The sequence below is a fragment of the Nostoc sphaeroides genome (assembly GCF_003443655.1).
Lineage (GTDB): Bacteria > Cyanobacteriota > Cyanobacteriia > Cyanobacteriales > Nostocaceae > Nostoc > Nostoc sphaeroides.
The window spans coordinates 4,570,847-4,596,299 of sequence record NZ_CP031941.1; the positions used below are offsets into that span (position 1 = coordinate 4,570,847).

Genomic DNA, 25,453 nt, shown 5'->3' on the forward strand with positions numbered 1-25,453 from the left:
AGAAAGAAAGAAAGAAAGAAAGAAGTTAAAAGAGTTTAGTATAGCCTCACAAAAAAATGGTATAAGCGCATTCGCGCAGCGTCTCCAAGAGTTGAAAGAAATGCTTAACTGATAATGTATTCAGGTCTAATAAAGAGTTAGACTATAACAACTCGGTGATGGAAAATAACCGTTGTCGGTCTATTTTCTGAAGCTTGATTTTTTCAGCGTAGAAAGCCTGATAATACGATTGATATCGCTCTGGTTCAGTTTCTGGATCGGTTTGTTGCCATAATTCCAAAAAGTGGCGATAGCGTTTTTCAAGCATCACTAAATCCATGCAAGCGATCGCAGCTTGAACTACCTGCGGAGTCCGAAGTATTTCTTTCTGGTTTTTTTCATCGATATGAAACAAATGGGAAATTAACCCCATCTCGCTACCAAATTCTAAAAACTGGTCTTGCAGGCGGGAAATTAAATCTGGTTGAGACGCAAAATTTTTTGTTTCTCCATCAACGGATGAAATTTCTAATATCTGTTGCCATAAAAATCGGTGGTGGGAAAGACTAAATTGCAAATCTCGCTCCTCTAGTTCGTCAATAATCGCTTGACGTTGTTCAGGACAATGCAAGTAAATTCGCAGTAATAAAGCCTCTGCGTGTTCTAAAAGGCTGCGTTCTGTGGGGAGTGGGGAGTAGGGAGTGGGGAGTGGGGATTTGCTACTTCCCCATGCTTTTCTGGCTGACACAGGTTTAGAGTATGTAGCCGGAGGAGGAGCAATTTGAGTTAGCAGATTTTCGACTCGTAGGGGTATAAGTCTGGTATCTCCTAAGCTGAGTATTTCTGCACAGTAAGAAACGTAATAGTTGCGTGTATCGCTGTTAGCTATATTTTTAAGTAATTTGACTAATTGTTGAGTTACTTGCTGAAAATCAGTAGCCTGTCTCAAATCACGATCTTGAATAATTTGCTGAATCTGCCAGTCTAACCAAAGTGGCGCATTTTTTAGCAGTTCTCCATAATCTTCTGGGGTGTGGCTATGCAAATATTCATCAGCATCTTTACCATCGGGTAAATTGAGAACTTTTAACTGAACTTCGCCTTTGTATGCTAATTCGGCAATTTCACCGATCGCTCTTTCAGCAGCATTAGTGCCGGCTTTATCAGCATCAAAGTTGAGTACTAATTGTTTCGATTCGGTGTAGCGTAATATTAACCGGACTTGTTCTAAACTTAAAGCTGTACCGAGTGAGGCGACGGCGTTATTAATACCAACAGCGTGGAGAGCGATCGCATCAAAATATCCCTCTACCACCACGGCTTGATCGACTTGAGAAATCCCACCTTTAGCTTGATCGAGGGCAAATAATGTTTTACCTTTACTAAAAAGCTCGGTTTCTGGTGAATTCAGATATTTAGGTTGCTCATCCGTCAGGGTTCTACCACCAAAGGCAATAACACGCCCTTGCACATCACGGATGGGAATCATCAAGCGATCGCGGAATACATCATAATAACCGCCCCCGGAAGAGCGTGGCTTAATCAATCCCGCTTTTTCTAGTATCTGCGCTGGGTAATGTTTATCTTCCACTAGATAACGATAGAGAGTTTCCCAACCTGCGGGGGCATAACCTAAACCAAATTGCTGTATAGTTTCTTCTTTGAATTGGCGGTTAGATTGCAAATATTGAAGTGCCTGTTGCCCTTGAGATTGTCTGAGGGCGTGTTGATAAAATTGTGCGGATGTTGCCAGAACTTCATATAACTGTTCACGCAAAGATAGCTGACGCTGTAATTCTTGGCGTTGTTCGGGTTCGAGAGTTTGCACAGGTACTTGGTAACGCCGTGCTAAATCCAGCACCACATCAGCAAAAGAACGCTTCCCCAACTCCATGACAAACTTAATGGCATTTCCTCCAGCTTGACAACCGAAGCAATAATACAATTGCTTGGTTTGGCTGACGGTGAAACTGGGAGATTTTTCATCGTGGAAGGGGCACAACCCGACGAAATCTTTCCCACGTTTGCGTAAAACTACGTATTCCGAGACGACATCTACAATATCAGCCCGTAGTTTAACTTCCTCAATTGTGTCTGGGTGCAAGCGGGGGATTTGCATGGGATTAGGGATTGGGGACTGGGGATTGGGGATTGGGGATTAGGGATGAGAGATTGGGTGTTGGGGATTGAAATACCCATTACCTATTACCCAGTCCCTAGTCCCTAGTCCCCAGTTCCTCAATTGTATCTGGGTGCAAGCGGGGGATTTGCATGGGATTAGGGATTGGGGATTGAAATACCCATTACCTATTACCCAGTCCCTAGTCCCTAGTCCCCAGTCCCCAGTTCCTCGCCATCAACTTTGGAGAAATACCAAAGGATAAATGACAAAAGACTTCTGATGGCTATTATATTCTTGTTGCTAGACCAAGAGTGATCTATATAATTTTACATTGAATTTTATCAGAGGAATTACTTAAAATGGGGCGTATTTTTATTTCGGCGGCTCACGGAGGCAAAGAAGCTAGAGGGGTAGATCCAGGTGCGATCGCAGGTGGTACAACTGAAGCTAAAGAAATGATTCTGCTGCGGGATTTGATTGTCACAGAACTGAGGGCGCGGAATTTGGAAATTTTGGCGGTTCCTGATGACTTAAGCGCCGCCCAAACTATCACCTGGATCAATTCCCGTGGCCGCCGGGGTGATGTCGCCCTAGAGATTGAATCTGACGCAGCTAACAGCCCTTCTGTGCGTGGGGCTGGCGTTTTCTATATTGCTAATAATAGCGATCGCAAGAGTAATGCTGAACAGTTGTTAGTGGCGTTGTTGCGCCGCGTACCCCAATTGCCGAATCGGGGAGTCAAGGCAGATACAAATAGTGGATTGGGTAGTTTAGCATTCTGTCGTCAGACAACGCTTCCAGCTTTGGTGATGCAAGTGGGGTTTCTCAGTAATCCAGAGGATCGGGCTTTGCTGCAAAGTCGTCGCCGCGATTTTGCTTTGGGAATTGTCGATGGATTGGTGACTTGGAGTCGTGCAATTGACCCCACTCCTGGAACTCCGACCGCAGCAAATTATCCGCCAATTAATATTAATATTAATGGACAAAATTATTCAGAGCAAGGAGTTTTAGTTAATGGTAATGCTTACATCCCCATTGATTTAGTAGACCTTCTGCGAATTGACCTTTCAAAAGCGGCTAATGTCAATCGGATTACCTATCGCAAAGTAGTTTACGTCAAAGCGATTGAACTGCGAGATTTTAATGTTGCAGTCAGTTGGAATGCTGCAACGCGTACTGTTAGCTTGCGATCAAATTTGGTGGTTTGCCCTGGTCAATTTTCGCGGGTGATGTCGAACGGTAATACTTCTGAAGTACAGTTACAATTATTCCTCAGAAATAATAATGAAAATGCTTTAGTACAGTTTCCTGACATCCCAAAAATTTATCGGGAAGAAGCAGGGATAGAGGGAGTTAACTATGATATTGCCTTTTGCCAAATGTGTGTAGAAACTGGATTTTTACGGTTTGGTGGCGATATTAGACCTGAGCAAAATAACTTTGCAGGCTTAGGTGCGATCGGTGGTGGTGCCGAGGCTGCGTCTTTTCCAAGTGCCAGAATTGGAGTGAGGGCACACATCCAACATTTGAAAGCTTACGCTAGTTTAGAACCTTTGGTACAAGAAGTAGTAGATCCAAGATTTCGCTTTGTCACACGCGGGATTGCACCATTAATTGATCAGCTATCAGGGCGCTGGTCAGCAGATTTAGATTATGGTACAAAAATTTCAGCAATGCTCAAACGATTATATGAATCAGCAGGACTTCTTTGAGTATTGAGTAAATAAACTTGCAATAATTACTTGATCCCTCTCTTCCTTTGTGCCCTTTGCGTCCTTTGCGGTTCGTTTAATAAATACAGAACTTACGCAAACAATAGACAAAACCCTTATCTTTCAGGTAGGGGAAATTCATGAATTGCCCCTACACCGTATAGTTTTGCGTAAGTCCTAAAATAAATATTAAATGCATCCTCATAGCGAAATGATATGAGGTTTTGCACAACGCGATCGGTCTTAGACATTAGGATGCCGTAAAGTTGTTGTAAACTTGATCGCAATTAAGAAGACAGACCGTGATCGTCCCATCAAGCAGTAGAGCGTTAGTAGCAAGTGATAACAGTAGTTTAGAGTTTACCAGCCTCGCAAAACTATCAAGTGGAAACTTGCTTGCAGAAGTCGATCTTTATCGGGCTGTAGTAAGTTTAAAGCTAAGGCAAGACAAAAAAGGGTCGATGGGTCAGTTTCTCACTCCCGCCTCAGTAGCCCAATTGATGGCTGGGATGTTTAATAGCCTTGATTTGCCTGAAATATCCTTGCTTGATGCTGGAGCAGGAATCGGTTCATTACTAGCGGCTTTTGTGGTACAAGTATGCCAGCATCAAAAACCCACATCAAGTTTGCGCGTTGTAGCTTATGAAATTGACCCTTTTCTAATTCGATATTTGCATCAGACTCTAAAGCTATGTGAGAAGGAATGTCAACATGTAGGTATTTCCTTCAATTACGAAATTCGTGAGACTGATTTTATCGAAGATGCAGTCAGGCTGCAAAAGCTTGGTTTATTGAATAGTGCAATCGCAACAGAATTTACCCATGCTATTCTCAACCCGCCTTATTTAAAAATCAATGCTCATTCCAAGGTGCGCGAGTTGCTGCGTTCCATCGGTTTGGAAACTAGCAATCTTTATACTGGTTTTATGGCTGCAACAGCGCAACTTTTAAAACCAAGTGGGGAGTTTGTAGCGATTACCCCGCGCAGTTTTTGCAATGGGCCGTATTTCCGTGACTTTCGCAAGATGTTTTTAGAGATGATGGCTTTAGAGCAAGTGCATCTATTTGAGTCGCGGCAAGAAGCATTTAATGATGATGATGTTTTGCAAGAAACTATCATTATCCAAGCTACAAAACAAAAGCAAAAGTCTAACAGCGTAATTATCAATAGCAGCTGTGGCGCTAATGATGACTTGATAATGTCACACTCTGTAACATATTCGCAGTTAGTTCACCCTAATGATTTAGAGCAGTTTATTCATATTATTCCAGATGATATTAGCCAGCAAATCGTTCGGCGAATGTCAATTTTTACATGTACATTGAAAGATTTAGGATTAACAGTTTCAACTGGACGGGTAGTAGATTTCCGAGCAAAAGAGTACTTAAGGACAAATCCAGAAAATAATACTGTTCCTTTGATTTACCCGGTGAATTTATCGAATGGATATGTAGAGTATCCAAAAATAACGAAAAAACCTCAAGGGATAGTTTATATAGAAGAAACAGCGAATCTTCTGATACCAAATGAGCATTATGTCCTGTGCAAAAGATTCTCATCGAAAGAAGAGAAAAGGCGTGTTGTTGCAGTGGTTTATGATGCCGACCAATTTAATTATGCCTATGTCGGCTTTGAAAATCACTTGAATTACTTTCACAAAGATGGGCGTGGACTTAGCCTTACCTTGGCTCGTGGACTTGCTGTTTATCTCAATTCAACCTTAGTTGATGCTTTTTTTCGGTTGTTCAATGGGCATACTCAGGTCAATGCAACAGATTTGCGAAAATTAAAGTACCCTAATTTGTCACAGCTATTATGTTTAGGGACGGAGTTTAAAGATCAGTTTCCTTCTTTGCAGGAAATTGATGAACTTATAGAAAATCAGCTACTGAGTATGTCCAATCTGTCAGAGAATAATCCAATTGCAACTAAGTCTCGAATTGATGAAGCGCTGCAAATTTTGACACAATTGGGCTTTCTGCGATCGCAGCTTAACGAACGATCAGCTTTAACTCTCTTGGCGTTGCTTGACTTAAAACCGACAGACTCTTGGCAATTAGCCACTTCCCCTTTGATGGGAATTACGCCGATGATGAACTTTATGGCTCAACATTATGGTAAAACCTATAAGCCCAACACACGGGAAACAGTTCGCCGCCAGACAGTGCATCAATTTCTAGATGCAGCTTTGATAGTTGCTAATCCAGATGATTTAAGCCGCCCTATCAACAGTCCTAAAACTGTATATCAAATTGAAAACAGTGCGTTAGAACTATTAAAAACTTACGCCACTAACGACTGGGAAAAGAGCATCTGCACTTACCTTGCTTCAGTTGAAACTCTGAAAAAGCAGTATGCTCAAGAGCGCGAAATGTCCCGTATTCCAATAGTGATTAACCGAGAAATTAAAAATTTATCACCAGGTGGTCAAAATATTTTAATTGAAAAAGTTATTAATGATTTTGCCCCTCGTTTTACTCCTAGCGGAAAGCTAATCTATGTTGGCGATACAGATGAAAAGTTCGCCCACTTCGATGAAGCAGCATTGGCAGATTTGGGCGTTAACATCGATTCACATGGCAAAATGCCAGATGTGATTATTCACTTCACAACAAATAACTGGTTGGTACTGATTGAAGCTGTAACCTCACACGGCCCAATTAATCCTAAACGGAAGAAGGAACTTGAAGTTTTATTTAGAAGTGCCCAAATACCTCTGGTGATGGTAACAACATTTCTCAGTCGTAAAGCAATGGTGGGATATCTGGCAGAAATTGCTTGGGAAACCGATGTTTGGGTTGCTGAAGATGCAACTCATTTGATTCATTTCAATGGTGAATATCTATTGCAGGCTTACCAAACAGATAAGAAGCAAACTTCCTGAGTAGACAGCAATACGCTTGGTGTTAGTGATATTTTGCCCCGGAAGATCCCCCAACCCCCCTTCAAAAGGGGGGCTTAATTCACTACTTTTGCTCTTCAAGTCGCTGAACACGAAAGCTACGGCACTTGGAAGCAGTTAAACCTGAATCAAATTATAGCGGTTCCCATTCAGATGCGGTACAACATTATATCGCGAGGTGTAAGGGCACGGCAGTGCCGTGCCCCTACGGGTGTACCTCACGTAAACGAGAACCGCTATACTTTTTTACATATCTTGTTTATATTCTTCTAATAATTGCGGAATGTGATCGTACCCATCTACACCAATAACCGCAATAATTTTCGGGCGATGTTGCTGTAAGAACTTTTGGAAAGCTTCTGCCCCGATTTGCCCTTGTAAAATTGTCAGTAACCCTGCTGGTTGTCGCCACTCATTAGAAGCAATTTGCTCCAAAAGATACATTCCTAAGCAGCCTGTGTAAACAGTTTTTTCGGAATTTTGTAAGTGATAATAAGCTTCTGCTAAATAAGCTAAGTTTCGCCCTTGAAGATACAAATCGCCGGAAACTTGCGCTGTTTTAAAGCCATCTTCAAGATATTTAATTGCAGTTTGGTGTTCTCCAATTACTAGATAAGCAATTCCTAAACTGCTGACACATAAGGCTTTACTTTGAATATCACCTAATTTTTCTGATAATTTTAAACCTTGTTCCAAATAGTTAATTGCAGCTTCATAAGTTTCTGGTTCTAAGTTTTCCAGTTCTTGAGCTTGCATCACTTCGCTGTAACCTAAATTTACCAGCGCGTTTGCTTCTCCTGTTCTATCGCCTGCTTGCCGACTTAGTATTAATGCTCGTTGACTGTAGTTAATTGCCTCAGCATAATTTTGCTGTTGCACGTAAGTGCGGCTGAGGTGGTTGAGATTGGCAATTTCACAGGCGCGATCGCCTGCATTTCTGGCTATCTCTAACGCCTGATGATGAAAATCAAGTGAGCGCTGGTATTGTCCCAAAGCACGCTGGGAATAACCTAAAAGTGTCAAAATCCGCGCTTTTTCTTGGGTTCCCTCGCCTCGTCGCAATGGTTCATCCAAATAATCGAGGGCATCTCGCAAATAATTGCCAGTAAAAGAGGCAAAAATCCCGCCGTAAAAGGGAAAATATGGACGCTGGGCAAAGGTTCGCAATATCTGGAGCATGATTTGAGAACAGGCATTGCTGTATACTTTACCAATGCTCCCAAAACCACTTGCTAACTGACTCCAAATCACTGCAAAGGTCAAGAATGTGGAAATGGACAACTTTGGCCCGGCTTTAACATCGTAAGCTTGTTGGTCAAACCAGTTAATTAGTCCTCGTTGCAAGAATTGTAAAATCAATGCCATTTCCACCCAATCTCTGAGGGTGATACCCCGTTGTCGTTCGGCAAACTCTATTGCCGATTCTTCCCTAGCCAAGGTGCGAAGCAGTTCTTGGGGTAACTCACTATTGAGTTGTTTCGCCCAACTTGCCCAAGGGCCACGTTCTCCCGGTACGCCACCAAATCCCAGAGATTCTTTTTGCTCGTACAGCCAACTGAGCAAGTTGTCTTGCAATCGCTGCCAAGAAGCTAAACCACGGGTAATCCCTTCAGAAAATTGTTCTAAATCAGCATCTGCCTGGGCAAATTGCTGCAATGCTTTTGATAATTCCTGTAACTGTTGCAAATTTAGCGGATACTTCTGATTGGGGTCAGTAATCCGTAAAAATACGGCTAGACGCTCGTCAGCAGGAGCTGAGGTAATTTCTGTAACTGCGGAGGCGATCGCTTCTGTGGACTTGTTTTGCTCTTGCCAACGTTGCCATTGACTTTGAATGGTTTTAATGGCTCTCAAACTCCGAGTAGCCTTGGCTTTTTTTAGTTCGTCTTTTTCACTATCGACTTGATTTTGGAGAGCATTCAAGCGATCGCTCAAAGCTAGCTCAAAGACTTCCCCTGTCCCGGAAGTAATTCCTTTAAGCAGCATTTGATACACCATCTCCACAGAGCTAATTTTGCCCTTGAGGGTGGTTTCGACAATTTCATCGATTAAGGCAAGATAGCGATCGCGCAATGGCAAAGAGTCTGGCACTTTGGCTACTAGAGAACGTCACATCCATTCTAATTCTAGTCTGAGTTTGACCGAGTTGATTGAACGCCTGTAGGGCTTGGGGGCAGGGGGCAGGTTCTTTTCCCTGCACGAACTGCGGAGCGAAGACATATAAGCAACCTGTGAGCTACCCCGCCGTAAGACGGACGTAGCTCTCCCAATTCATCGGGAATAGCCATCAATTACTTCGTAGTTTTTTTGGTCTTACATTCCCTCCTCTTGTCAGGAGTCCTGGTTCCCAAGACCCAAATACTCATAGTAGTATTTTATACAAAAACATAGACAAAAGCTGATTTATAGAGGTGAATTATAAAATGAGAGCCATATTTAGGATAAAACAAACTTTGCAAGCTTAACCCTTGTGGATGATTTTGACGAGGATTGCGATCGCACCCCTACAATACCACTTCTTCTAAGAGAGAAGGGTGTGTTTCGGCTTGCGTAACGCTGTATTATTTTTGAATATTTTCTCAAGATTTTTTCCGAGACGCTACCAATGACTATTCGCCATGCGACTGAAACTGACTTACCTGCAATTGTGGCAATTTATAATGCTGCAATTCCTAGCCGCATGGCAACTGCTGATTTAGAGCCAGTATCTGTAGAAAGTCGCCTTCCTTGGTTCAAGGCGCGATCGCCTTCACGACGCCCACTTTGGGTAATCGAAGTAGAGGGAGTAATTGCTGGATGGCTGAGTTTCCAATCCTTTTATGGGCGACCCGCCTATAATACTACTGCCGAAATTAGTATTTACATAGCCCCTGGCTTCCATCGATGTGGTTTGGGACGGCAACTATTAGCACAAGCAATTAATGAAAGTCCTACTTTGGGTTTAAAGACCTTACTATGCTTTATTTTTGCCCACAATCAACCCAGTTTAAAACTTTTTGAAACATTTGGTTTTCAACCTTGGGGACATTTACCTAAAGTTGCCGAAATTGACAGCGTTGAACGCGACTTAGTAATAATGGGACTCCAAATTATTGACACTCCCACAACTTCAAGCTGTGGGATTGCAAGGTTTGAGTGATTTGTTGATTGACATCCCTGACAACAGACTTTGGGAAGTCTACTCAAGTCTATAGGTTGCTAAATAGGGGCTTTGAGCTTGCGATTTGGTTTGGTTCAATTCAGGCGATCGTAAAGAGACATTTATTTAAAGTAAATAAATTTTATGGTAATAACTTCTTAATTTTAGCTAATTTTAGCCAGTTTGGATATTCAGTCATCAGTAAATCATAAAGTTCTTTATCCGCTATATTTTCTGGATCTTCTAAACTGAAAACATCGCAGTTATCAACATAGCGATCGCTCATTTCGTCCAGTCGTTCTAGGAAGGTAAAATCACTTGTCTTTGCTTGAGCTAACCAGCCTAAAATCCCTTTACTTTTGATATTTATATCTCTAAACATTTGTTAACAACGCTGCAATTGTGTTAACAACACAACAATTTCATCAATTGCCTGCCGCAAAACTGTTGCAGGTTGTTCCGATTGATTGACGAGAATACTAAAAACCAACGGCTCATATTTAGGCGCATTCATATATCCAGATAGAGAAACTACACCCGTTAACGTACCTGTTTTTGCTTGGACAATGCCCTCAGCAGGTGTATATTGAAAGCGGTCTTTTAAGGTTCCACTTTTACCCGCCACGGGTAAAGATGCGCGATATATATATGCTGTTGGTGTTCTTGCGATTCCTCGCAAAGTTTGTACAAAAGCTTCTGGTGTCACTAAGTTACGACGCGATAAACCCGAACCATCCACTAAAATATAATTGGCTGGATCAACTCCCAATTGAGTTAAACTCGCTTTCACAGCTGCCAAGCCTACATCAGCGCTAGTCTGATTCACTCTGGGTTTTTTCACAGCTAATGCTCTCAAAAGTGCTTCAGCATAAAGATTATTACTATTTAGATTTGTCTCTGCTAATAATTCAGATAACGGTGGCGACTCTACAAATGCTATTTCTTCTTGATTCACACCACCATTTGCTACTAATATTTGTCCCAAAGGAATTTTTTCTGTTGCTAAAGCTGCACGGAAGCGCCGTAAGAAGTAATAATTAGGGTCAACTACAGGTAAATCTATTAAAGATGGTTCAGTATTTGCTGTTAATTGTCCTTGAATTCGTAATACTGTTCCTGATAATTCACGGGTAATGTTAACGTAGCTTGGTTGATTTTGGGGAACGGTTACTGACTGATTAATTGTCCGCCACTGTCTTGCCTCGCCAGGATCAATCCACACCACTTGTAAAGATTTACCTACAGCTTGCGGTACAAGTTTTAAGCTAAAAATATTTTGATTTAGAATAAAGCTGCTGACTGGTGCGCCATAGTCTGACTGCACATCTTCCCATTGCCAGGTGGGGTTAACAATATCACCTTGAATAAAACTATCATCAGCTATCAATCGCTGAATTTGAGTAATACCTTTCTGTTTTAGCTGCTGTGCTAATGTTTGCAGTTGAGTATCACTTAAGCTGGGATCTCCCCTACCGACAACACGTAAAACACCATTGCCATCCTGATAAATTGAGGTGCGAATCCGAAAATTAGCACCCAATTGCTGCAATGCAGCTGCTGTTGTCAGCAATTTCAGGTTAGAAGCGGGAGTAAAATATTTCTGAGCATCCCGACTGTAAAGAACTGGCCCCGTTGACAGGGGTTGCACTAAAATTCCCCAGCGCACCCGACTAAATAAAGGACGATTGATTACAGCATCTATAGCTGTTCCCAGTTGGGTAGAGCAAATTGATTTTGTGGTAGTTGTTGGTGCAACTGGGGTTTGTGCTTTAGCTGCTAGCTGGGTAACACCAATTTGAGTACCCAGAAACAGCAGCATCAAGCCAAGAGAAGTTTTCCTGGTCATCAGATAGTTCTTAAAACTACTTGATGATAATACCTTAGTTCGACGGGAGTAAATTAATACTCTTATTCTTCTTCTTCCTCTTCTTCGCCAAACACTCCATCTATAAGTTCTTGTGCGCGTTCGTCTGAAATCTTTAAGGCTTCTTGAAGTTCAGAGATATAATCTTGTTCAGCTTCGGGTACTTCCTCATCAACCCCTACTACTAAGATAGCGGTGATGTATGCAGCTTCACGATAGCCTTTATTCGGTAAGGATTCGATGGACTGGGCGATTAAATCTTCTGGTTCTTCTTCTTCTATCAAGCTGACGACTTTTTCGGTCAATTCTTCAAAGTCTTCTTCAGAGTAATCTTCAAATAAGCCAACCTGACCGAGAAATTCACTTAAAGCATATTCTTCTGTTGAAGAAATACCTTCACCGTCAGCCGCAGCTGAAAACAGTCCAAGGATTGCGATCGCAACTTCTGGTTCTAGAGCAACTGAACTAACACTACGGCCTTTGGGCAATTTGCGTTTAGACATAATTATCCTCTAAAAGTTACGTGATATTTCAGGAAGTCATACCTTGCGGTTTATAATGCTTCCTAAATTTAGGATTCCCAAAAGAATGCGGAAAAATGCATTGGTATGAATATTTATTTTCATGAAAAATACGCAGATATATATTTTTCTGCGTATAAAAACGGTTAAGCTACCCTGAATTATCAAACCTACTTTTGACGGTATCTAAAGGCCGTGTGCGGTGAAAGTCGCAAGCACGGTTTCGGATGGGTGATGCAGTAATGCACACCTCGACGCTAACAGTGATGGTTCCTGAGCTTGTCGAAGGACTGAATTTCTCGCATAACAGGTATTCTTATGAAAATAGCAGAACAAGGAGTGAATAACATAGTGCGGTTAATTTTGATAGCAATATTGCTGGTGCTAGTGACAGCTTGTGGCAGTATTGGACTGCTACCAACTAGCGAGTTAGTGCAAAAAGCGATCGCACTTGGGCTAGAGCAAACTCAACAAAAACTTAGCCAACAGTTGGATCTAGATTTTCAAGGGTTTGAAATCAAGCGGCTATCAATTACCCAGGAACAACCCCTAACGATTGAAAATTTACCAGCTTTCCACGTTCGGGGAACCTACGACTTGATTGTAAAGCTACCAAAACGGCGCTTGACGCAACCAAAAAAACCTTTTGACGTTTACCTACAAATTCAGCAAGAAGGCAAAACCTGGCGATTGCTTCTTCCAGAAAAGGGTAGTAAAAATACTCAATCAATTTGGCGTAGTTATCTCATCCAATAGCGACGGGGAACAGTAAATAAGCAACAAAGTTAGTCTCCTGCATCAACTAGTTCAAAAAATTGCGAAATTTGTTTAGTCGAGCGAATGTGATAAACATTTTTGATGCTTTTAGCCTGCTCGATATACTCACGATATTTTGGGGTTAAGTATTTATAACACAACCAAAGCACGCGGTAGCTAGTAAGTGAACTCTTTAATATTGGACTATTGGAGGGCCAGCCTTCTGGCGGTTTAAAGTAACCTGTGATTAGTCGTTTAGTTACCCACCATCCATGCACATATAGCGGTAAATCGACAAAAACCAGAGTATCTGCCTCGTCAAGTCGTAGCCAGAGAGTTTCCATGCAACCAAACCCATCAATAATCCATCGATCAGTAACTAAAATTTGCTGATGGGTGTGCTTATAGTCTTCATGTGGAACCTCTGTGCCTCCCGATTGATATTTAATCTTGTCCAAGATGTAAAGTGGCAAACCAGTGATTTGAGATAATTTCTTGCTTAGAGTTGATTTCCCGCCTCCAGCATTGCCAAACACCGCTACTTTTTTCATCGCCACTCTCCTTTTAGTGCAATCAAGTCAAATTTGGCACAAGCTTGTCACGAAAGAATAAAAGTTTTAGCTATATTACCTTTATACTACAAAATGTGTTGTTAGAAGATTTTTACTACCGAGACTTAAACATTTTTGAGGCATAAAAAAGACTCAAACCTTGAAAGTGGTTCATTTTATTTATATATAGCGGTTATCAGTTGAGTGCAATATTGACCTAAGGAACTTCCAAGTAAAAAAGTATTCCATTGCTATTGTTCACTGTTGACCGTTGACGGTTCACGAGTTTTCAGTCAACACTCAACAGTCAACAGTCAACGGACTTGAATGTGGAATAATTTATTTTTTGGAGTTCCCTAACAAGAACAGCCCCTTCCCTATAAGGGAAGGGGAGTAAGATTCAAAGCCTCTCTCCTTAAAGGAAGTGAGGAATGGAAGTGAGGTCAAACTGTATTGCTTCCATTCGAGAACCGCTATATGTGCAACTAAAAAAACCATCACAATCATGTTTATTGCTACTTTCGTCAAAAGGGTAGCAAAGAGAGTTAACCTAATTGGCGTAGCTATTTCATTGAAAAACTGGTGTGTGCAAATACAAAAAGCATCACAATCATTCCCGTATAACTGCTGGGGTATAGTCATGATCGAGGTATAGTTTCACCAAAAATAGGGCAAAATGTATATCAACTTTTTCATCAGTTCCATTGCTGGAATTGTAATTGTGGTACTAACAGCTTTTGGTTTACTGCAATGGTTGCACATCCCTGCTGGTAACTTTCTTGATTGGGTGATTGGTGGTGCAAGTTTTTGGTGGCTATTGGTAATTGTTACCGTACCCTGGAATGTGCATTTTCAAGCCAAAGAAGTCTTAGCAGAAGCAGCACAATCCAAAGAGAAAGGAATTCCAGTTGATGAGAAACAAGTAAAGTATGTCACAGTGTTGGCAAAGCGATCGCTCTGGGTTGCCATTGCTTTACACTTATTCTCAGCCGTTGGTCTTTATACTCTTGCTGCCACTGGCATTAGTACGGTTGGATATATAAGTTCTGGCGCAGCTTTGTTATTAACAATTCTGCGTCCAGCAATTCGGGCGTATGAGTATTTATATGCGCGGTTAGCGATGATTCGCCAAGAATGGAAGTATCCCCGCGAAGATATTGTTGAACTGCGCGATCGCTTCTCTATATTGGAACAAAAAATCCAGTCATTCGAGGAGCAACTTAATCCAGAACAATCTTATTCATTACCCGCAACTCAACAACGCTTCGCCGAAGAAACTCGCAGAGATTTAGCCCGGATTGCGGCTAACTTGGAAGAATTACGGGCGACAAATCAAACTGAACATGAACGTTTAGCAAGAGAAGCACGAACTGCGATCGCCCAACTTTCCACTGACGGGCAATTTCTCGATCATGTCCGCGAAATTATTCGATTTTTTAAGACCGCTTAATTTTTATTTATGTTCGCCGATTAACTAGAGTAGCACTAGCTTGGTCAACAGGCATTAGCACAACTTCATTAATATTGACATGGGGCGATCGCGTCACACAGAAAAATATCACATCAGCCACATCATCTGCTGTCAGGGGCTTAACTCCTTGGTATACTTTGTTGGCGCGTTCAGCATCTCCGTGAAACCGGACATTGCTAAATTCTGTTTCTACCATACCAGGATCAACAGAAGTTACACGTACCCGCGTTCCCAACAGGTCTTGTTTTAAACCTTCCGAAATTGCCCTCACAGCAGCTTTGGTAGCACAGTAGACATTGCCACCGGGATAAGTTTGATGTCCAGCAATGGAACCTAAATTTACCACATGACCGCGATCGCGGCTCACCATTCCCGGAACCACATAGCGGGACACGTAAAGTAAACCCTTAACGTTAGTATCAATCATGTCTTCCCAGTCTTGAAAGCTGCCTTCGTGCAACTTGTCTAAACCACGACTTAGACCAGCATTGTTAATGAGAATGTCGATGTCAGACCAGGCAGAGGGTAGAGTAGAAATGGCAAATTCAACAGCATTGCGATCGCGCACATCTAGCTGTAACAAATGAATTTCAATACCAAATTCTTTAACGAGAGTATCTGCTAGCTGCTGCAAACGCTCCAACCGTCGTGCTGCTAGAATTAGTTTTGCACCCGCACCAGCAAATATTTTCGCACAAGCAGTACCAATACCACTACTTGCACCAGTTATTAAAATGATTTGATTCTCTAGGGAAGTCATTAGGATAGTTAGGAGTGAGGAGTTAATAGTTATGAATTATGAATTAACAAAAGTTTCACAGTTCATAATTTATCATCACTCGTCTATAACTCCTAACTCCTAACTCCTAACTCCTAACTACTTCTTCACCACTTGCAGGCGCTGAGTTACCATCGTCATCCCATTACCCCGCAGGATGACAGCAGAAACCCACTGGCTACCTGGGGTAGATGGTGCTTGTGCCGTTTTAAACAGTCCACCAGATGTCAGTAATTCCAAATCCACGGATGTGGGGCTGAGATACTTATCTGCTTGGATAGGTTCTTCTAGCGCAGTTCCTAGTAGAAAATCATCACCAAGTGGCTCTTGGACGATCGCATCAAAACTATACTTTTGACCAACCAGCACCTGCTCTGGTAATTTAATATCAAGTTGGGGCGGCTTACTGCCAGAGGTAAGTTGAGTGCGTTCTGACAAAATGTCTTGGCGGACTATTTTTCCGCCTGCAATGCGCTGACGCGATTTAATCGTGGCATTGAGGGCCGAATTATTACTGTTAGCGGAGGGTAAGCCAGTTATTTTCGTTTCTGTTTCGGCAATAATTCCATTGCCTTCAGCTTTTGAAGATAGCAGTTTTGTACTGTATTGCAATTTGGGATATCGTTGCCAAAGTGAAGTCAAAGACTTTTCCAGGGTTTGCAGGTTTAATCCATCCCCATGAGTGAAATTGGAGCTATAGAATTGCAACACCCCTTTAACATCGCCCCGACTGGCGGCTGCATCAACTTGTGTCAACAGGTTTTTCACATCGACTGGTGCATTTTGGGCTGTACCAGCTTGGGCTAATTGCTGTCGTGTCGCCGCTTGAGTGCGTTGCCAACCACTTGTTAAACCAAGGGTTAGCAGGAATGAAACCAGCCAGATCCTAGCTGGAAATCTGAGTTGTCGTCTCACTAAAGCGGTAATAATGTTTGTCATTGGTAAGAGTTTACTGATTTGATGAGAGAAAGTAAGGAAATTGTTTTATCTTAGTTAAGCTAGACGCTAAACGGTAGAGGTTTGATGGCAAACGCACCGATACGATTATTAATAGCTGCCAGTGGAACTGGTGGACATTTGTTTCCAGCGATCGCACTGGCCCAAAAACTTCCAGATTATCAAATAGAATGGCTGGGAGTACCCAATCGGCTAGAAACTCAACTTGTCCCTAAAGAGTATTCCTTGAATACTATTGCAGTTGAAGGGTTTCAGCAAGGGTTTGGACTCTCCTCGATTCGGATTTTGGGTAAACTCGCCCTTTCGATTATAGAAGTCAGGCGAATTTTGAAGCAGGGAAATTTTCAAGGGGTGTTTACAACAGGAGGTTACATTGCCGGGCCAGCTGTCATTGCGGCGCGTTCCCTCGGTTTACCTGTGGTTTTTCACGAATCTAACGCAATACCTGGTAAAGTAACTCGCTTTTTTGGCCCTTGGTGTAGCGCGGTAGCGCTGGGATTTGAAGTAGCTGCTAAGTATTTGCCTCGTGCTAAAAATGTCTGTGTTGGTACTCCTGTAAGGGCACAATTCCTGGATGGGGCAATTAATGCGCCACTGGATTTAGCTATTCCTGATGGGGTTCCTTTAATTGTTGTTTTTGGTGGTAGCCAAGGTGCAGTTGCGGTTAATAAGTTGGTGCGTGAATCTGCAAAAGCTTGGTTTGATGCTGGTGCTTATGTAGTACATTTAACTGGCGATCGCGACGAGGAAGCAGATAGCCTCAAACATCCACAGTACATAGCCTTACCTTTTTACAACAATATGGCAGCATTATTGCAACGAGCTACTCTTGCCATTAGTCGTTCTGGTGCTGGTAGCTTGACAGAATTGGCAGTATGTGGAACGCCAGCGATTTTGATTCCTTACCCCTTTGCCGCAGAAGACCATCAATCTTATAATGCAGACGTATTTACTTCATCTGGTGCGGCGTTAACGCTGAAGCAGTCAGAGTTGACGGCACAAATATTGCAAAGTAATGTGTTGAATTTGTTGAAATCACCAGATGAGTTAGCAAAGATGGGGGAAAAAGCTCATGCGATCGCAGTTCCCGATAGTGCCGAAAAGTTAGCGCAATTAGTGCGTGAGGTGATAGAAACTTAAAAAATTCAAAACTTGTACTGAGCGTCTTGCCCTGAGCGACTTGTACTGAGCGTAGTCGAAGTAAGCCGAAGGGAGCCGAAGTATTAAAAATGGAAGATACTAAGAGATAATAGAAATTTATTCTCTAGGTTATGAATATCTTATTTAACCAAAAATTCCGTATCACAGTAGGTTGTGCTGCCTTATTGCTTGTCAGTTTCACCAGTAGCCATTTATATACTCACTTAAAAACTAAACAGCTAGCCCAAGAAGATAAGTTTTTTACTCAGCAAGAAATTACCCCACTTAAATCACAGATTTCTCTCACCTCAAATCAAGTTGTTCATAAACTTGATTTGAAGTTTAAAAATCCTTTAATCACTAAACAAACATCTTATGAGATTATAGGCAAGCAAAATGCTTTATCATCTCAACAGGATTTGTTAGCCGCATCTGCACCCTATCCAGTTATAGATGAGTTCAAAAAATATAAATTTAGTATTAATGGCAGCCGGGTTGTTACTCCAGCCAAACTGCCAAGTAGTAAGGTCAACTTTAATCAAAAAGATTTATTAACCGTTCTCGTTAATACTAGAAAATATTTTCAAGATTATAGTTCAGAAGACCCAGATATTCTGCGTACAGGAATGCTTACTACTCAAGGCGTTACTGTTCCAGATGTCCTCAATACTTTGAATTTCATGATTGTTGTCTTAAAGGAGGATATTGCTAATAATCGAGTTACTCGTTTGCAAGACTCCAAGTTTATTAATTCCAATTTCCGAGTTATCAAATGGACTGCTTATAACCCAAATAATAAGCAACAAAAGCAATTACGAATTACCAAATATGCTGTTTTTACTCACCCCGGTTCTCGTAAGAAAACCTCTACTTTTAATACACCAATTCATAGTTTAAAAGAAGACTCTAATAACAATAAATTCTACACTAGATACACAAAGCAGGATGTTTTGTCTGGTATTTATGAACCAGGCGGTAAAGAATTTGGAAAAGTTAAAAGTCTCGCTTATCTAACTAGAACTGGGTTAGAAGAAGCTTTGATGCAAGGAACAATCCTAATTAACTTTACAGATGGTTATAAGGCATTTTTTAATGTAGATAGAAATAATGGAATGTCTTATATTCGCGGATTAAAGGCAACAGCACAAAAGCGTTATTGGTATTTTAGAGAGGTTGATGCTATTAAAGGCTATGGATACAAAATAGATGCAAAAATTTCTATTAAACCCGGAGTCACTTTTGCTGGAGATGTTTTAAATATCGGTTTAGGTAAAGTGATTGTAATTGAGCATACTAAAGGTGGTCGAAAACATCTGCAAATGGGAGTCATGGCCGATACAGGCGGAGCCTTTTTACCCAATCTTTATCAACTCGATTTTTTAGCAGGTATATTTAAGAATAAAAAAGAATTTGGGCAGAATATCACGCAATTGCCAGAGTATGCTACAGCATATTTTTTAGTAAAAAAGTAATATAGCGGTGTGCAGTTCAGTGAGATACAAAAAAAATGCTGGAATGATTTGACAGCAAGGACTTTGGTGTTCTCATCCAATCGATAACCGCTATAGAGATATGAGTGAAAAACGAATTGTAGAGACGTAGCACTGCTACGTCTCTACAAGGGTTCTGAGTAACGCATATTTATTTAATTTCACCAGATGTCTAATGCATTCACTTGAATCAAATATCTATGCACGGGTCAACAATTCTAAGTTGTGGCCATCGGAGTCATAGAAATAGAAGCCACGACCTTCATTCCAGTGGTTAATTTCTCCTTTATTTTCATGCATGGGGTCGCTACTGTATTCAATACCTGCCTCTTTCACGCGGGCAAAAATTGCATCAAATTCTTCATCACTGACATGGAACGCATAATGATGTTGCTCGAACGCTTCAGCATCGGCGAAGTCAAGCGTCAGTGACTCATTTATATGCACAGCAGCAAAGTGACCAACGGGAACCTCGACCTCTAAACCAAAAATTTTTGCAAAGAACCTCGCTGATGCTTCCTTGTCGTATGCAGGCACTATGGTGTGATTTAAAGTAATTGTCATGTCACACCTCCCCTCCTAATTTTGGTAGTAATTGATATCAACTCTCTATTCAGAGTCTATAACAACAATATTCCTTTCTATTTTATGTTTTGGGCGCTGACACCAGCATTATATAAGAAAAAGTAATAGTCTATATCAGGTTTACTGAAGTAATAAAACTTGATTAAAAAATGTAAAGCATTGTAAAGTAGTTTCACAGGCAAAAACAAAACCGCCTGATTCATAAATAACTAATCGCACTTATAAAACCATGACAGCAACCTTACAACAGCGCTCAAGCGCCAACGTATGGGATCGATTCTGTGAATGGATCACCAGCACCAATAACCGGATTTACATCGGTTGGTTCGGCGTAGTAATGATCCCCACCCTCTTAGCCGCTACCGCTTGCTTCGTAATCGCCTTCATCGCCGCACCTCCAGTAGACATTGATGGCATCCGTGAACCTGTTGCAGGTTCCTTAATCTACGGAAACAACATCATCTCCGGTGCAGTAGTACCTTCCTCCAACGCCATCGGCTTACACTTCTACCCAATTTGGGAAGCAGCATCCCTTGATGAGTGGTTGTACAACGGTGGCCCTTACCAATTGGTAATATTCCACTTCCTGATTGGCGTATTCTGCTACTTAGGTCGTGAATGGGAACTATCCTACCGCTTAGGTATGCGTCCTTGGATTGCGATCGCATATTCTGCTCCAGTCGCAGCAGCAACAGCAGTCTTCTTGGTATACCCAATCGGACAAGGATCATTCTCTGATGGTATGCCCTTGGGAATAAGCGGAACCTTCAACTTCATGATCGTGTTCCAAGCAGAACACAACATCTTGATGCACCCCTTCCACCAATTAGGTGTAGCAGGTGTATTCGGTGGAAGTTTGTTCTCTGCAATGCACGGTTCTCTTGTAACTTCTTCACTAGTTCGTGAGACAACCGAGACTGAATCTCAAAACTACGGTTACAAATTCGGTCAAGAAGAAGAAACCTACAACATCGTTGCAGCCCACGGCTACTTCGGTCGTCTAATCTTCCAATACGCTTCATTCAACAACAGCCGTTCACTGCACTTCTTCTTAGCAGCATGGCCTGTAATCGGCATCTGGTTCACCGCCTTGGGTGTAAGCACAATGGCGTTCAACTTGAACGGTTTCAACTTCAACCAATCCATCATTGATTCAAGCGGTCGCGTCATCAGCACTTGGGCTGATGTAATCAACCGGGCTAACCTGGGTATGGAAGTAATGCACGAGCGTAACGCTCACAACTTCCCCTTAGATTTAGCTGCTGGTGATGTTGCTCCTGTAGCTCTTACTGCTCCTGCTATCAACGGTTAATCATAATCTGAGATACAATCTTCACTATTATCTATAAGTAAAAGACGCTCTCCCAAAAGGGGGAGCGTTTTTGCATTGGGTTAATTGTTACGTTTTTTTGAAGTGCAAAATGATGGATATTGCATCAAAAGTAGACCGCTATGGTTTAGAACTTGGGCAATAATTATCAAAAAGTAAATTTTACGAGTAATAATTGCTAGCAGCGCAGATAATTGCCTCAAAGCTCAAGTCTAAGGAGAAGCCAAGAATGATTTTACACCGTGGGCGTAGGGTAGTAGCTGCTTTGTTGCTGTCAGTGGTACTACTGACAACGGCCTGTACTCCAAAAACACCTGGACGTTTTGACCAGGCGCAAAAAGAAAGCACTCAACAAAAAAGCGGTCAAGCGGTGTCTAAGACCGCAACTCAGGGTAGCGAATTTAATAAACTTTTCCCTGATGCAGGTGATGGCTACCAGCGCGTCTATACCCAAGAGAAAAAAGGCTTTGCAGAAGCGAAGTTGAAAAAAGCCGGGAAAGATATAGCATTGCTATCTATTTCTGATACCACTAGCACACCTAGTGCAGTAGCAAAGTTCTCGAAGAGTACCAAAAAGATTGGCGGTTATCCCGCAGTAGAAGTTGGTAAGACGCAAACTGCAATTTTGGTAGGTAAGTACCAAGTAAAAGCACTTTCCCGTGATTCGTCATTTACAGCAAGCGATCGCGCAGATTGGCTAGAGAAGTTTAATCTTAATGGTCTGGCTAAACTGAAATGATTTGTACTACGAATATTTAGATAACAAAACCTAACTAAATAAGGAGATTTTTGTGAGCAAATCGATTGTTGATTTAGTTGATCAATTGCCAACCGGGGGCTTGACCATTTCTATGTTGAAGTCCCTCGATTTTGTTGCTCCTGGAGAGTGGCAAAATACCGTCGGCTTTGTCAACACTATTAAGACTGTTACTGGCGAAGACGACGAAGATTTAATTCAACAAATTGGCGAAAGAGCGGTTTATTTATTCAACGACAAATCTCAAGGATACCAAACAGCCTTGTGGCTATATCAAACCGTTGATGGTACAGATAAAGCGCTTGGTGCAGCAGCTTTAGCTAACAAAGTTGGCGAGAAAATTCCTTTGTTGGGTTTTTTAAACTCTGTTACTCCTAAACCTGATAAGGCTCAAACCATCGATTTGACATTGAAATTAGTCGCTGAGTTAGTAGCTTTCTGTCAAATTAACGGCATTCCTGGAGATAGTATTGGGGATTTTGTCGCCTCTTTAGGTGAGTATAGTGGTGAGTCGCTTATCCGCATGGTGGCATTAGTTTGCGTTGATGGTTTGATACCTCTGGGGCCAGACTTCATTAGTAAAGCGATATCGGGGCTTAATCAGACAAATCCACAGGAGTTAGAAAAAAACTCAACTTTCCAAAATATCAAAGATGTGATTCCAGGGAACAATGCTGGTAGTAAACTCAACTTTATTGGCGAAAGCTTTGACTCAGTTAAAGGTTGGATGAATGGGCTAGTTAGCGCCAATAATTTAACACCACAAAAGGTTGTCCACAACTTGCAAAGTTTTGCCGATATTGCCGATGACAAGTTAGATTACCTAGCGGCATTTCTAGATGTGGCAACGAATTATTATGAACACACCGGCACGCAAACTTTAGCACGTCGCTTGATTGAACGGGCGGTAGCTGAGATTTAGGTTGATTGAGAGTGGGGGAGTAGTAATTTTAGATTTTAGATTTTGGACTTCGGCTCCTTTCGACTTACTTCGACTACGCTCAGTACAAGTCGCTCAAGGCAAGCCTCTCAGTCGAACGATTTTGGATTAAATTTCAATCTAAAAGACGCTCTCTACGAGACGTTAAAAGCGTAGCTTGCAACTCTTACAGAGTAAGCAGACTCGTTCTTTGTGGCACTATCGTCGATCTAAAATCTAAAATTGAATTGCCCTAATGTAAATTAGGGTAAACGTAAATCTGCTGCGATCGCATATAAGTAAGGTTGGAAAATAGCTAAGTTTTCCAGTTTATCAAACTTACCTGTTTGCGAACCTGGGTCAAAGGCAGTGGTAATTACGTAAAGTTTATTGCCATCAAAGGCAACATGACCGATATGTTGCTCTTGTACTCCACCTTTTTGTTTAAGTCCGGCGAACCCATAGCGGATTCCCTGAAGCTTACCAACGGGTACTGGTTGGGGTGGGTAGGTTAAGAAAGTAATCTCTTTTCCATATTCACCCTGACGCTCTTTGGCAAAAGCAGCGTAGTGATCTGCAACCCAAGCCTTGAGTGCTGATAATATCTGGGTTTGGTATTTGGAATTTTGGTAGTCTACTTGAGAACCAGGTGGAATCCCAACAGCTACGAGTTCCTTTTGGAAATCCTCATTGTTTGCTAATGGGTAAACGTTAATCTCAACTGTACCCAAAAGTTCCCCTTTGGACGAGACACACAATAAAGGCGCATTTCCCTTGCAAGAAGCAACTTGCCAGTTAGTTGGAGCAGCAGTATTTCCCAGAATTTTCTGCCAGATATTTCCCTCATTAGGGTTAGGAAGTTTCGCAACGGCAGGGGATTTAACCACTTTGGGTGCAGAAAATTGGGGGAGAAAAAATTTTGCTCCCACCGGTATTGACACCAGCAAAATAGAACCTAATAATAAATGATAAAGTCGTAACATTTTCTTGAAAATCCAGAGTCAAGGATTGCAGACTAACGATATCTACAATACTTTATGGATATACAGGAAGATACATTTATATTGCTGCAAGTTCCACAAATGGAACTCAACAAACTATCGCTCTTTATTACTCAATACGGTTCAGTTAAGGATAAATGTAGGTTGGGTTGAGGCTTTGCGAAACCCAACATTCTCTAGGTTTTGTTGGGTTTCGCAAAGCCTCAACCCAACCTACGCAATAATCAGGTTTTTGGCTCTAACTGAACCGTATTGCTTTATTACTAATCTTTTTCTAATCTTCATGAACTAAAACCTTTATATGGTAAGCGTTTCGGGGTATAATTAACTTGTGGCAGAGTAGCGGTAATTCGCACTGCCCAACATCTGAACCGATGAATTCTAATAGGGCGTTGCATCCAAAAGTACAGATTATCTGTCAGGTTGGTTGCGTAAAATTAGTTGCCTTTGGTTGAACATACTTTTTGTACTTGTTCAAAACAACGGTCTGGACGGGTCGTTGCTGGCTGTGGAGGTTACTGGAATACCAGACCTGTGAATCAGCAAACTCTAGCTGCGAAGCTAGATGCTCCCGCTACATTGCTTGCAATTAGCGGTGAGAGTCGTCACTTAGCTATGCTCAAACTGGGCTAAAATCCTTTCTGCTTCCTTACACAGCACCTCGTGATATTCGCCGTTACTAGCCAGCAAACCTCCCCATTGATTGATATCGCCGGTGTTATACTGCAACGGAGTGCCGTCAAAGTGGGTAAATTTACCACCGGCTTCTGTTAAAATCAGTTCTGGTGCTGCCATATCCCAATCTTTGGGCGCAGACTTGCCGGAAAGGGAAATGTAGATATCTGCTTGTTGCTCGACAATGGTGGCGATTTTGCAACCTACACTGCCCACAGCTTTCTGATTTTGACAGGGTAAGTTTTGTAGTAAGTAATCTAAGCGTTGATTGCGGTGAGAGCGACTAACAACTAAGGTTAAATCCTCAATTCCTTTGCCTAACGATACTTGTATCGGAACAGAACCATCACGAGTTTCTACAAATGTACCCCCGCCTTTGGTAGCGTAATATAACTTTTTAGCCTCTGGTACTACCACGACTGCCAAAACTGGGCGTGTTTCCTTAACTAAAGCAATGTGAACTGCATAGTCTCCAGTTTTTTCGATAAAGTCTCGTGTGCCATCCAAAGGATCAATTATCCATACCCAAGGTGCGGAAGGCTGTGCTACACCACTTGGAGATTGATAGGTTTCTTCGCTGATATAAGCAAAATCTTCATCACCCAAAGTTGCTTGTAGTCTCTGCAAAATGTATTGACTCACAGCTACATCGGCAACGGTAACAGGCTCATTTTGTTTATATTGTACTTCTAAATTAGAGTCTTTTGCAGTCCCATGATAATACGATCGCAGTATATCTGCTGCGCCCCAACCTATCTCACGAGCGATCGCTAATATTTCTTTTAAATCTTTCATTAAATTTG

At 41.8% G+C, this 25,453-nt stretch carries 22 protein-coding genes; 11 read left to right on the forward strand and 11 right to left on the reverse strand.

Translation table 11 applies throughout. The features are described from left to right. Positions 1–142: 142 nt before the first annotated feature. On the reverse strand, positions 143–2,098 hold the full coding sequence (gene dnaG, locus D1367_RS20350) for a DNA primase (protein WP_118167982.1): 1,956 nt from the start codon (positions 2,096–2,098) through the stop codon (positions 143–145). Positions 2,099–2,460: 362 nt separating this feature from the next. Between dnaG and tftA the strand changes: the two genes are divergently transcribed. Continuing rightward, entirely contained in the window at positions 2,461–3,813 is a 1,353-nt protein-coding gene (gene tftA / locus D1367_RS20355; protein WP_118167983.1) for a hormogonium tapered terminus morphoprotein TftA, read from the forward strand. A 302-nt stretch (positions 3,814–4,115) separates the two neighbouring features. Then, positions 4,116–6,698 carry a BsuBI/PstI family type II restriction endonuclease gene (locus D1367_RS20360; protein ID WP_228674794.1) on the forward strand — a complete coding sequence of 861 codons (2,583 nt, stop codon included), beginning with the start codon at positions 4,116–4,118 and terminating at the stop codon, positions 6,696–6,698. Positions 6,699–6,962: 264 nt separating this feature from the next. On the opposite strand, the gene D1367_RS20365 is transcribed toward D1367_RS20360, so the two are convergent. Next, positions 6,963–8,807 (reverse strand): tetratricopeptide repeat protein, encoded by a 1,845-nt coding sequence (locus tag D1367_RS20365; RefSeq protein ID WP_118167984.1) that lies wholly within the window; start codon positions 8,805–8,807, stop codon positions 6,963–6,965. Positions 8,808–9,321: 514 nt separating this feature from the next. On the opposite strand from D1367_RS20365, the gene D1367_RS20370 reads away from it, so the two are divergent. Beyond that, complete coding sequence (locus D1367_RS20370) at positions 9,322–9,855, forward strand: GNAT family N-acetyltransferase (protein WP_118167985.1); 534 nt, start codon at positions 9,322–9,324, stop codon at positions 9,853–9,855. A 142-nt stretch (positions 9,856–9,997) separates the two neighbouring features. Here the strand turns inward: D1367_RS20370 and D1367_RS20375 are convergent, their stop codons facing one another. The 3 genes from D1367_RS20375 to D1367_RS20385 all read right to left on the reverse strand — a co-directional run bounded on the left by D1367_RS20375 (position 9,998) and on the right by D1367_RS20385 (position 12,222). After that, entirely contained in the window at positions 9,998–10,237 is a 240-nt protein-coding gene (locus D1367_RS20375; RefSeq protein WP_118167986.1) for a VWA domain-containing protein, read from the reverse strand. 3 nt (positions 10,238–10,240) lie between these two features. Then, positions 10,241–11,701, reverse strand: a complete 1,461-nt coding sequence (gene dacB / locus D1367_RS20380; RefSeq protein WP_118167987.1) for a D-alanyl-D-alanine carboxypeptidase/D-alanyl-D-alanine endopeptidase — start codon at positions 11,699–11,701, stop codon at positions 10,241–10,243. Positions 11,702–11,763: 62 nt separating this feature from the next. Further along, the gene (locus D1367_RS20385) at positions 11,764–12,222 is read right to left on the reverse strand and encodes a tellurite resistance TerB family protein (protein ID WP_118167988.1); all 459 of its coding nucleotides are present in this window, start codon (positions 12,220–12,222) and stop codon (positions 11,764–11,766) included. A gap of 336 nt (positions 12,223–12,558) precedes the next feature. On the opposite strand from D1367_RS20385, the gene D1367_RS20390 reads away from it, so the two are divergent. Then, positions 12,559–12,996, forward strand: coding sequence for a hypothetical protein (locus D1367_RS20390; RefSeq protein ID WP_118167989.1), 438 nt, complete (start codon positions 12,559–12,561; stop codon positions 12,994–12,996). Positions 12,997–13,025: 29 nt separating this feature from the next. Here the strand turns inward: D1367_RS20390 and D1367_RS20395 are convergent, their stop codons facing one another. Continuing rightward, positions 13,026–13,547 carry a P-loop NTPase family protein gene (locus D1367_RS20395; RefSeq protein ID WP_118167990.1) on the reverse strand — a complete coding sequence of 174 codons (522 nt, stop codon included), beginning with the start codon at positions 13,545–13,547 and terminating at the stop codon, positions 13,026–13,028. A 271-nt stretch (positions 13,548–13,818) separates the two neighbouring features. On the opposite strand from D1367_RS20395, the gene D1367_RS32875 reads away from it, so the two are divergent. Together D1367_RS32875 and D1367_RS20405 are read left to right on the forward strand one after the other, a co-directional pair. Continuing rightward, a complete protein-coding gene (locus tag D1367_RS32875) occupies positions 13,819–13,944 on the forward strand; it encodes a hypothetical protein (protein WP_267255638.1) in 126 nt (41 codons plus the stop codon). A 279-nt stretch (positions 13,945–14,223) separates the two neighbouring features. Next, positions 14,224–14,997 (forward strand): hypothetical protein, encoded by a 774-nt coding sequence (locus D1367_RS20405; protein WP_100896958.1) that lies wholly within the window; start codon positions 14,224–14,226, stop codon positions 14,995–14,997. Positions 14,998–15,004: 7 nt separating this feature from the next. Here the strand turns inward: D1367_RS20405 and D1367_RS20410 are convergent, their stop codons facing one another. Beyond that, positions 15,005–15,778, reverse strand: coding sequence for an SDR family oxidoreductase (locus D1367_RS20410; protein ID WP_118167992.1), 774 nt, complete (start codon positions 15,776–15,778; stop codon positions 15,005–15,007). A gap of 117 nt (positions 15,779–15,895) precedes the next feature. Next, entirely contained in the window at positions 15,896–16,735 is an 840-nt protein-coding gene (locus D1367_RS20415; protein WP_118167993.1) for a nuclear transport factor 2 family protein, read from the reverse strand. Between the two features lie 84 nt (positions 16,736–16,819). On the opposite strand from D1367_RS20415, the gene murG reads away from it, so the two are divergent. After that, positions 16,820–17,893 carry an undecaprenyldiphospho-muramoylpentapeptide beta-N-acetylglucosaminyltransferase gene (gene murG / locus D1367_RS20420; RefSeq protein ID WP_118167994.1) on the forward strand — a complete coding sequence of 358 codons (1,074 nt, stop codon included), beginning with the start codon at positions 16,820–16,822 and terminating at the stop codon, positions 17,891–17,893. A gap of 131 nt (positions 17,894–18,024) precedes the next feature. Next, entirely contained in the window at positions 18,025–19,365 is a 1,341-nt protein-coding gene (locus D1367_RS20425; RefSeq protein WP_118167995.1) for a hypothetical protein, read from the forward strand. A 216-nt stretch (positions 19,366–19,581) separates the two neighbouring features. Here D1367_RS20425 and D1367_RS20430 read toward each other — a convergent pair whose 3' ends face one another. After that, positions 19,582–19,947 carry a VOC family protein gene (locus tag D1367_RS20430; protein WP_118167996.1) on the reverse strand — a complete coding sequence of 122 codons (366 nt, stop codon included), beginning with the start codon at positions 19,945–19,947 and terminating at the stop codon, positions 19,582–19,584. A gap of 250 nt (positions 19,948–20,197) precedes the next feature. Here D1367_RS20430 and psbA point away from each other — a divergent pair, with 250 nt between their 5' ends. From psbA to D1367_RS20445, 3 genes are all read left to right on the forward strand, one after another. Beyond that, positions 20,198–21,280, forward strand: a complete 1,083-nt coding sequence (gene psbA / locus D1367_RS20435; RefSeq protein WP_118167997.1) for a photosystem II q(b) protein — start codon at positions 20,198–20,200, stop codon at positions 21,278–21,280. A 247-nt stretch (positions 21,281–21,527) separates the two neighbouring features. Further along, on the forward strand, positions 21,528–22,037 hold the full coding sequence (locus D1367_RS20440) for a hypothetical protein (RefSeq protein WP_118167998.1): 510 nt from the start codon (positions 21,528–21,530) through the stop codon (positions 22,035–22,037). A 52-nt stretch (positions 22,038–22,089) separates the two neighbouring features. Beyond that, positions 22,090–22,977, forward strand: coding sequence for a hypothetical protein (locus D1367_RS20445; RefSeq protein WP_118167999.1), 888 nt, complete (start codon positions 22,090–22,092; stop codon positions 22,975–22,977). A gap of 260 nt (positions 22,978–23,237) precedes the next feature. Here D1367_RS20445 and D1367_RS20450 read toward each other — a convergent pair whose 3' ends face one another. Beyond that, complete coding sequence (locus tag D1367_RS20450; RefSeq protein ID WP_118168000.1) at positions 23,238–23,957, reverse strand: hypothetical protein; 720 nt, start codon at positions 23,955–23,957, stop codon at positions 23,238–23,240. 627 nt (positions 23,958–24,584) lie between these two features. Further along, positions 24,585–25,445: a 3'(2'),5'-bisphosphate nucleotidase CysQ family protein gene (locus tag D1367_RS20455; RefSeq protein WP_118168001.1), complete on the reverse strand. Its 861-nt coding sequence runs from the start codon at positions 25,443–25,445 to the stop codon at positions 24,585–24,587. Positions 25,446–25,453 lie beyond the last annotated feature (8 nt).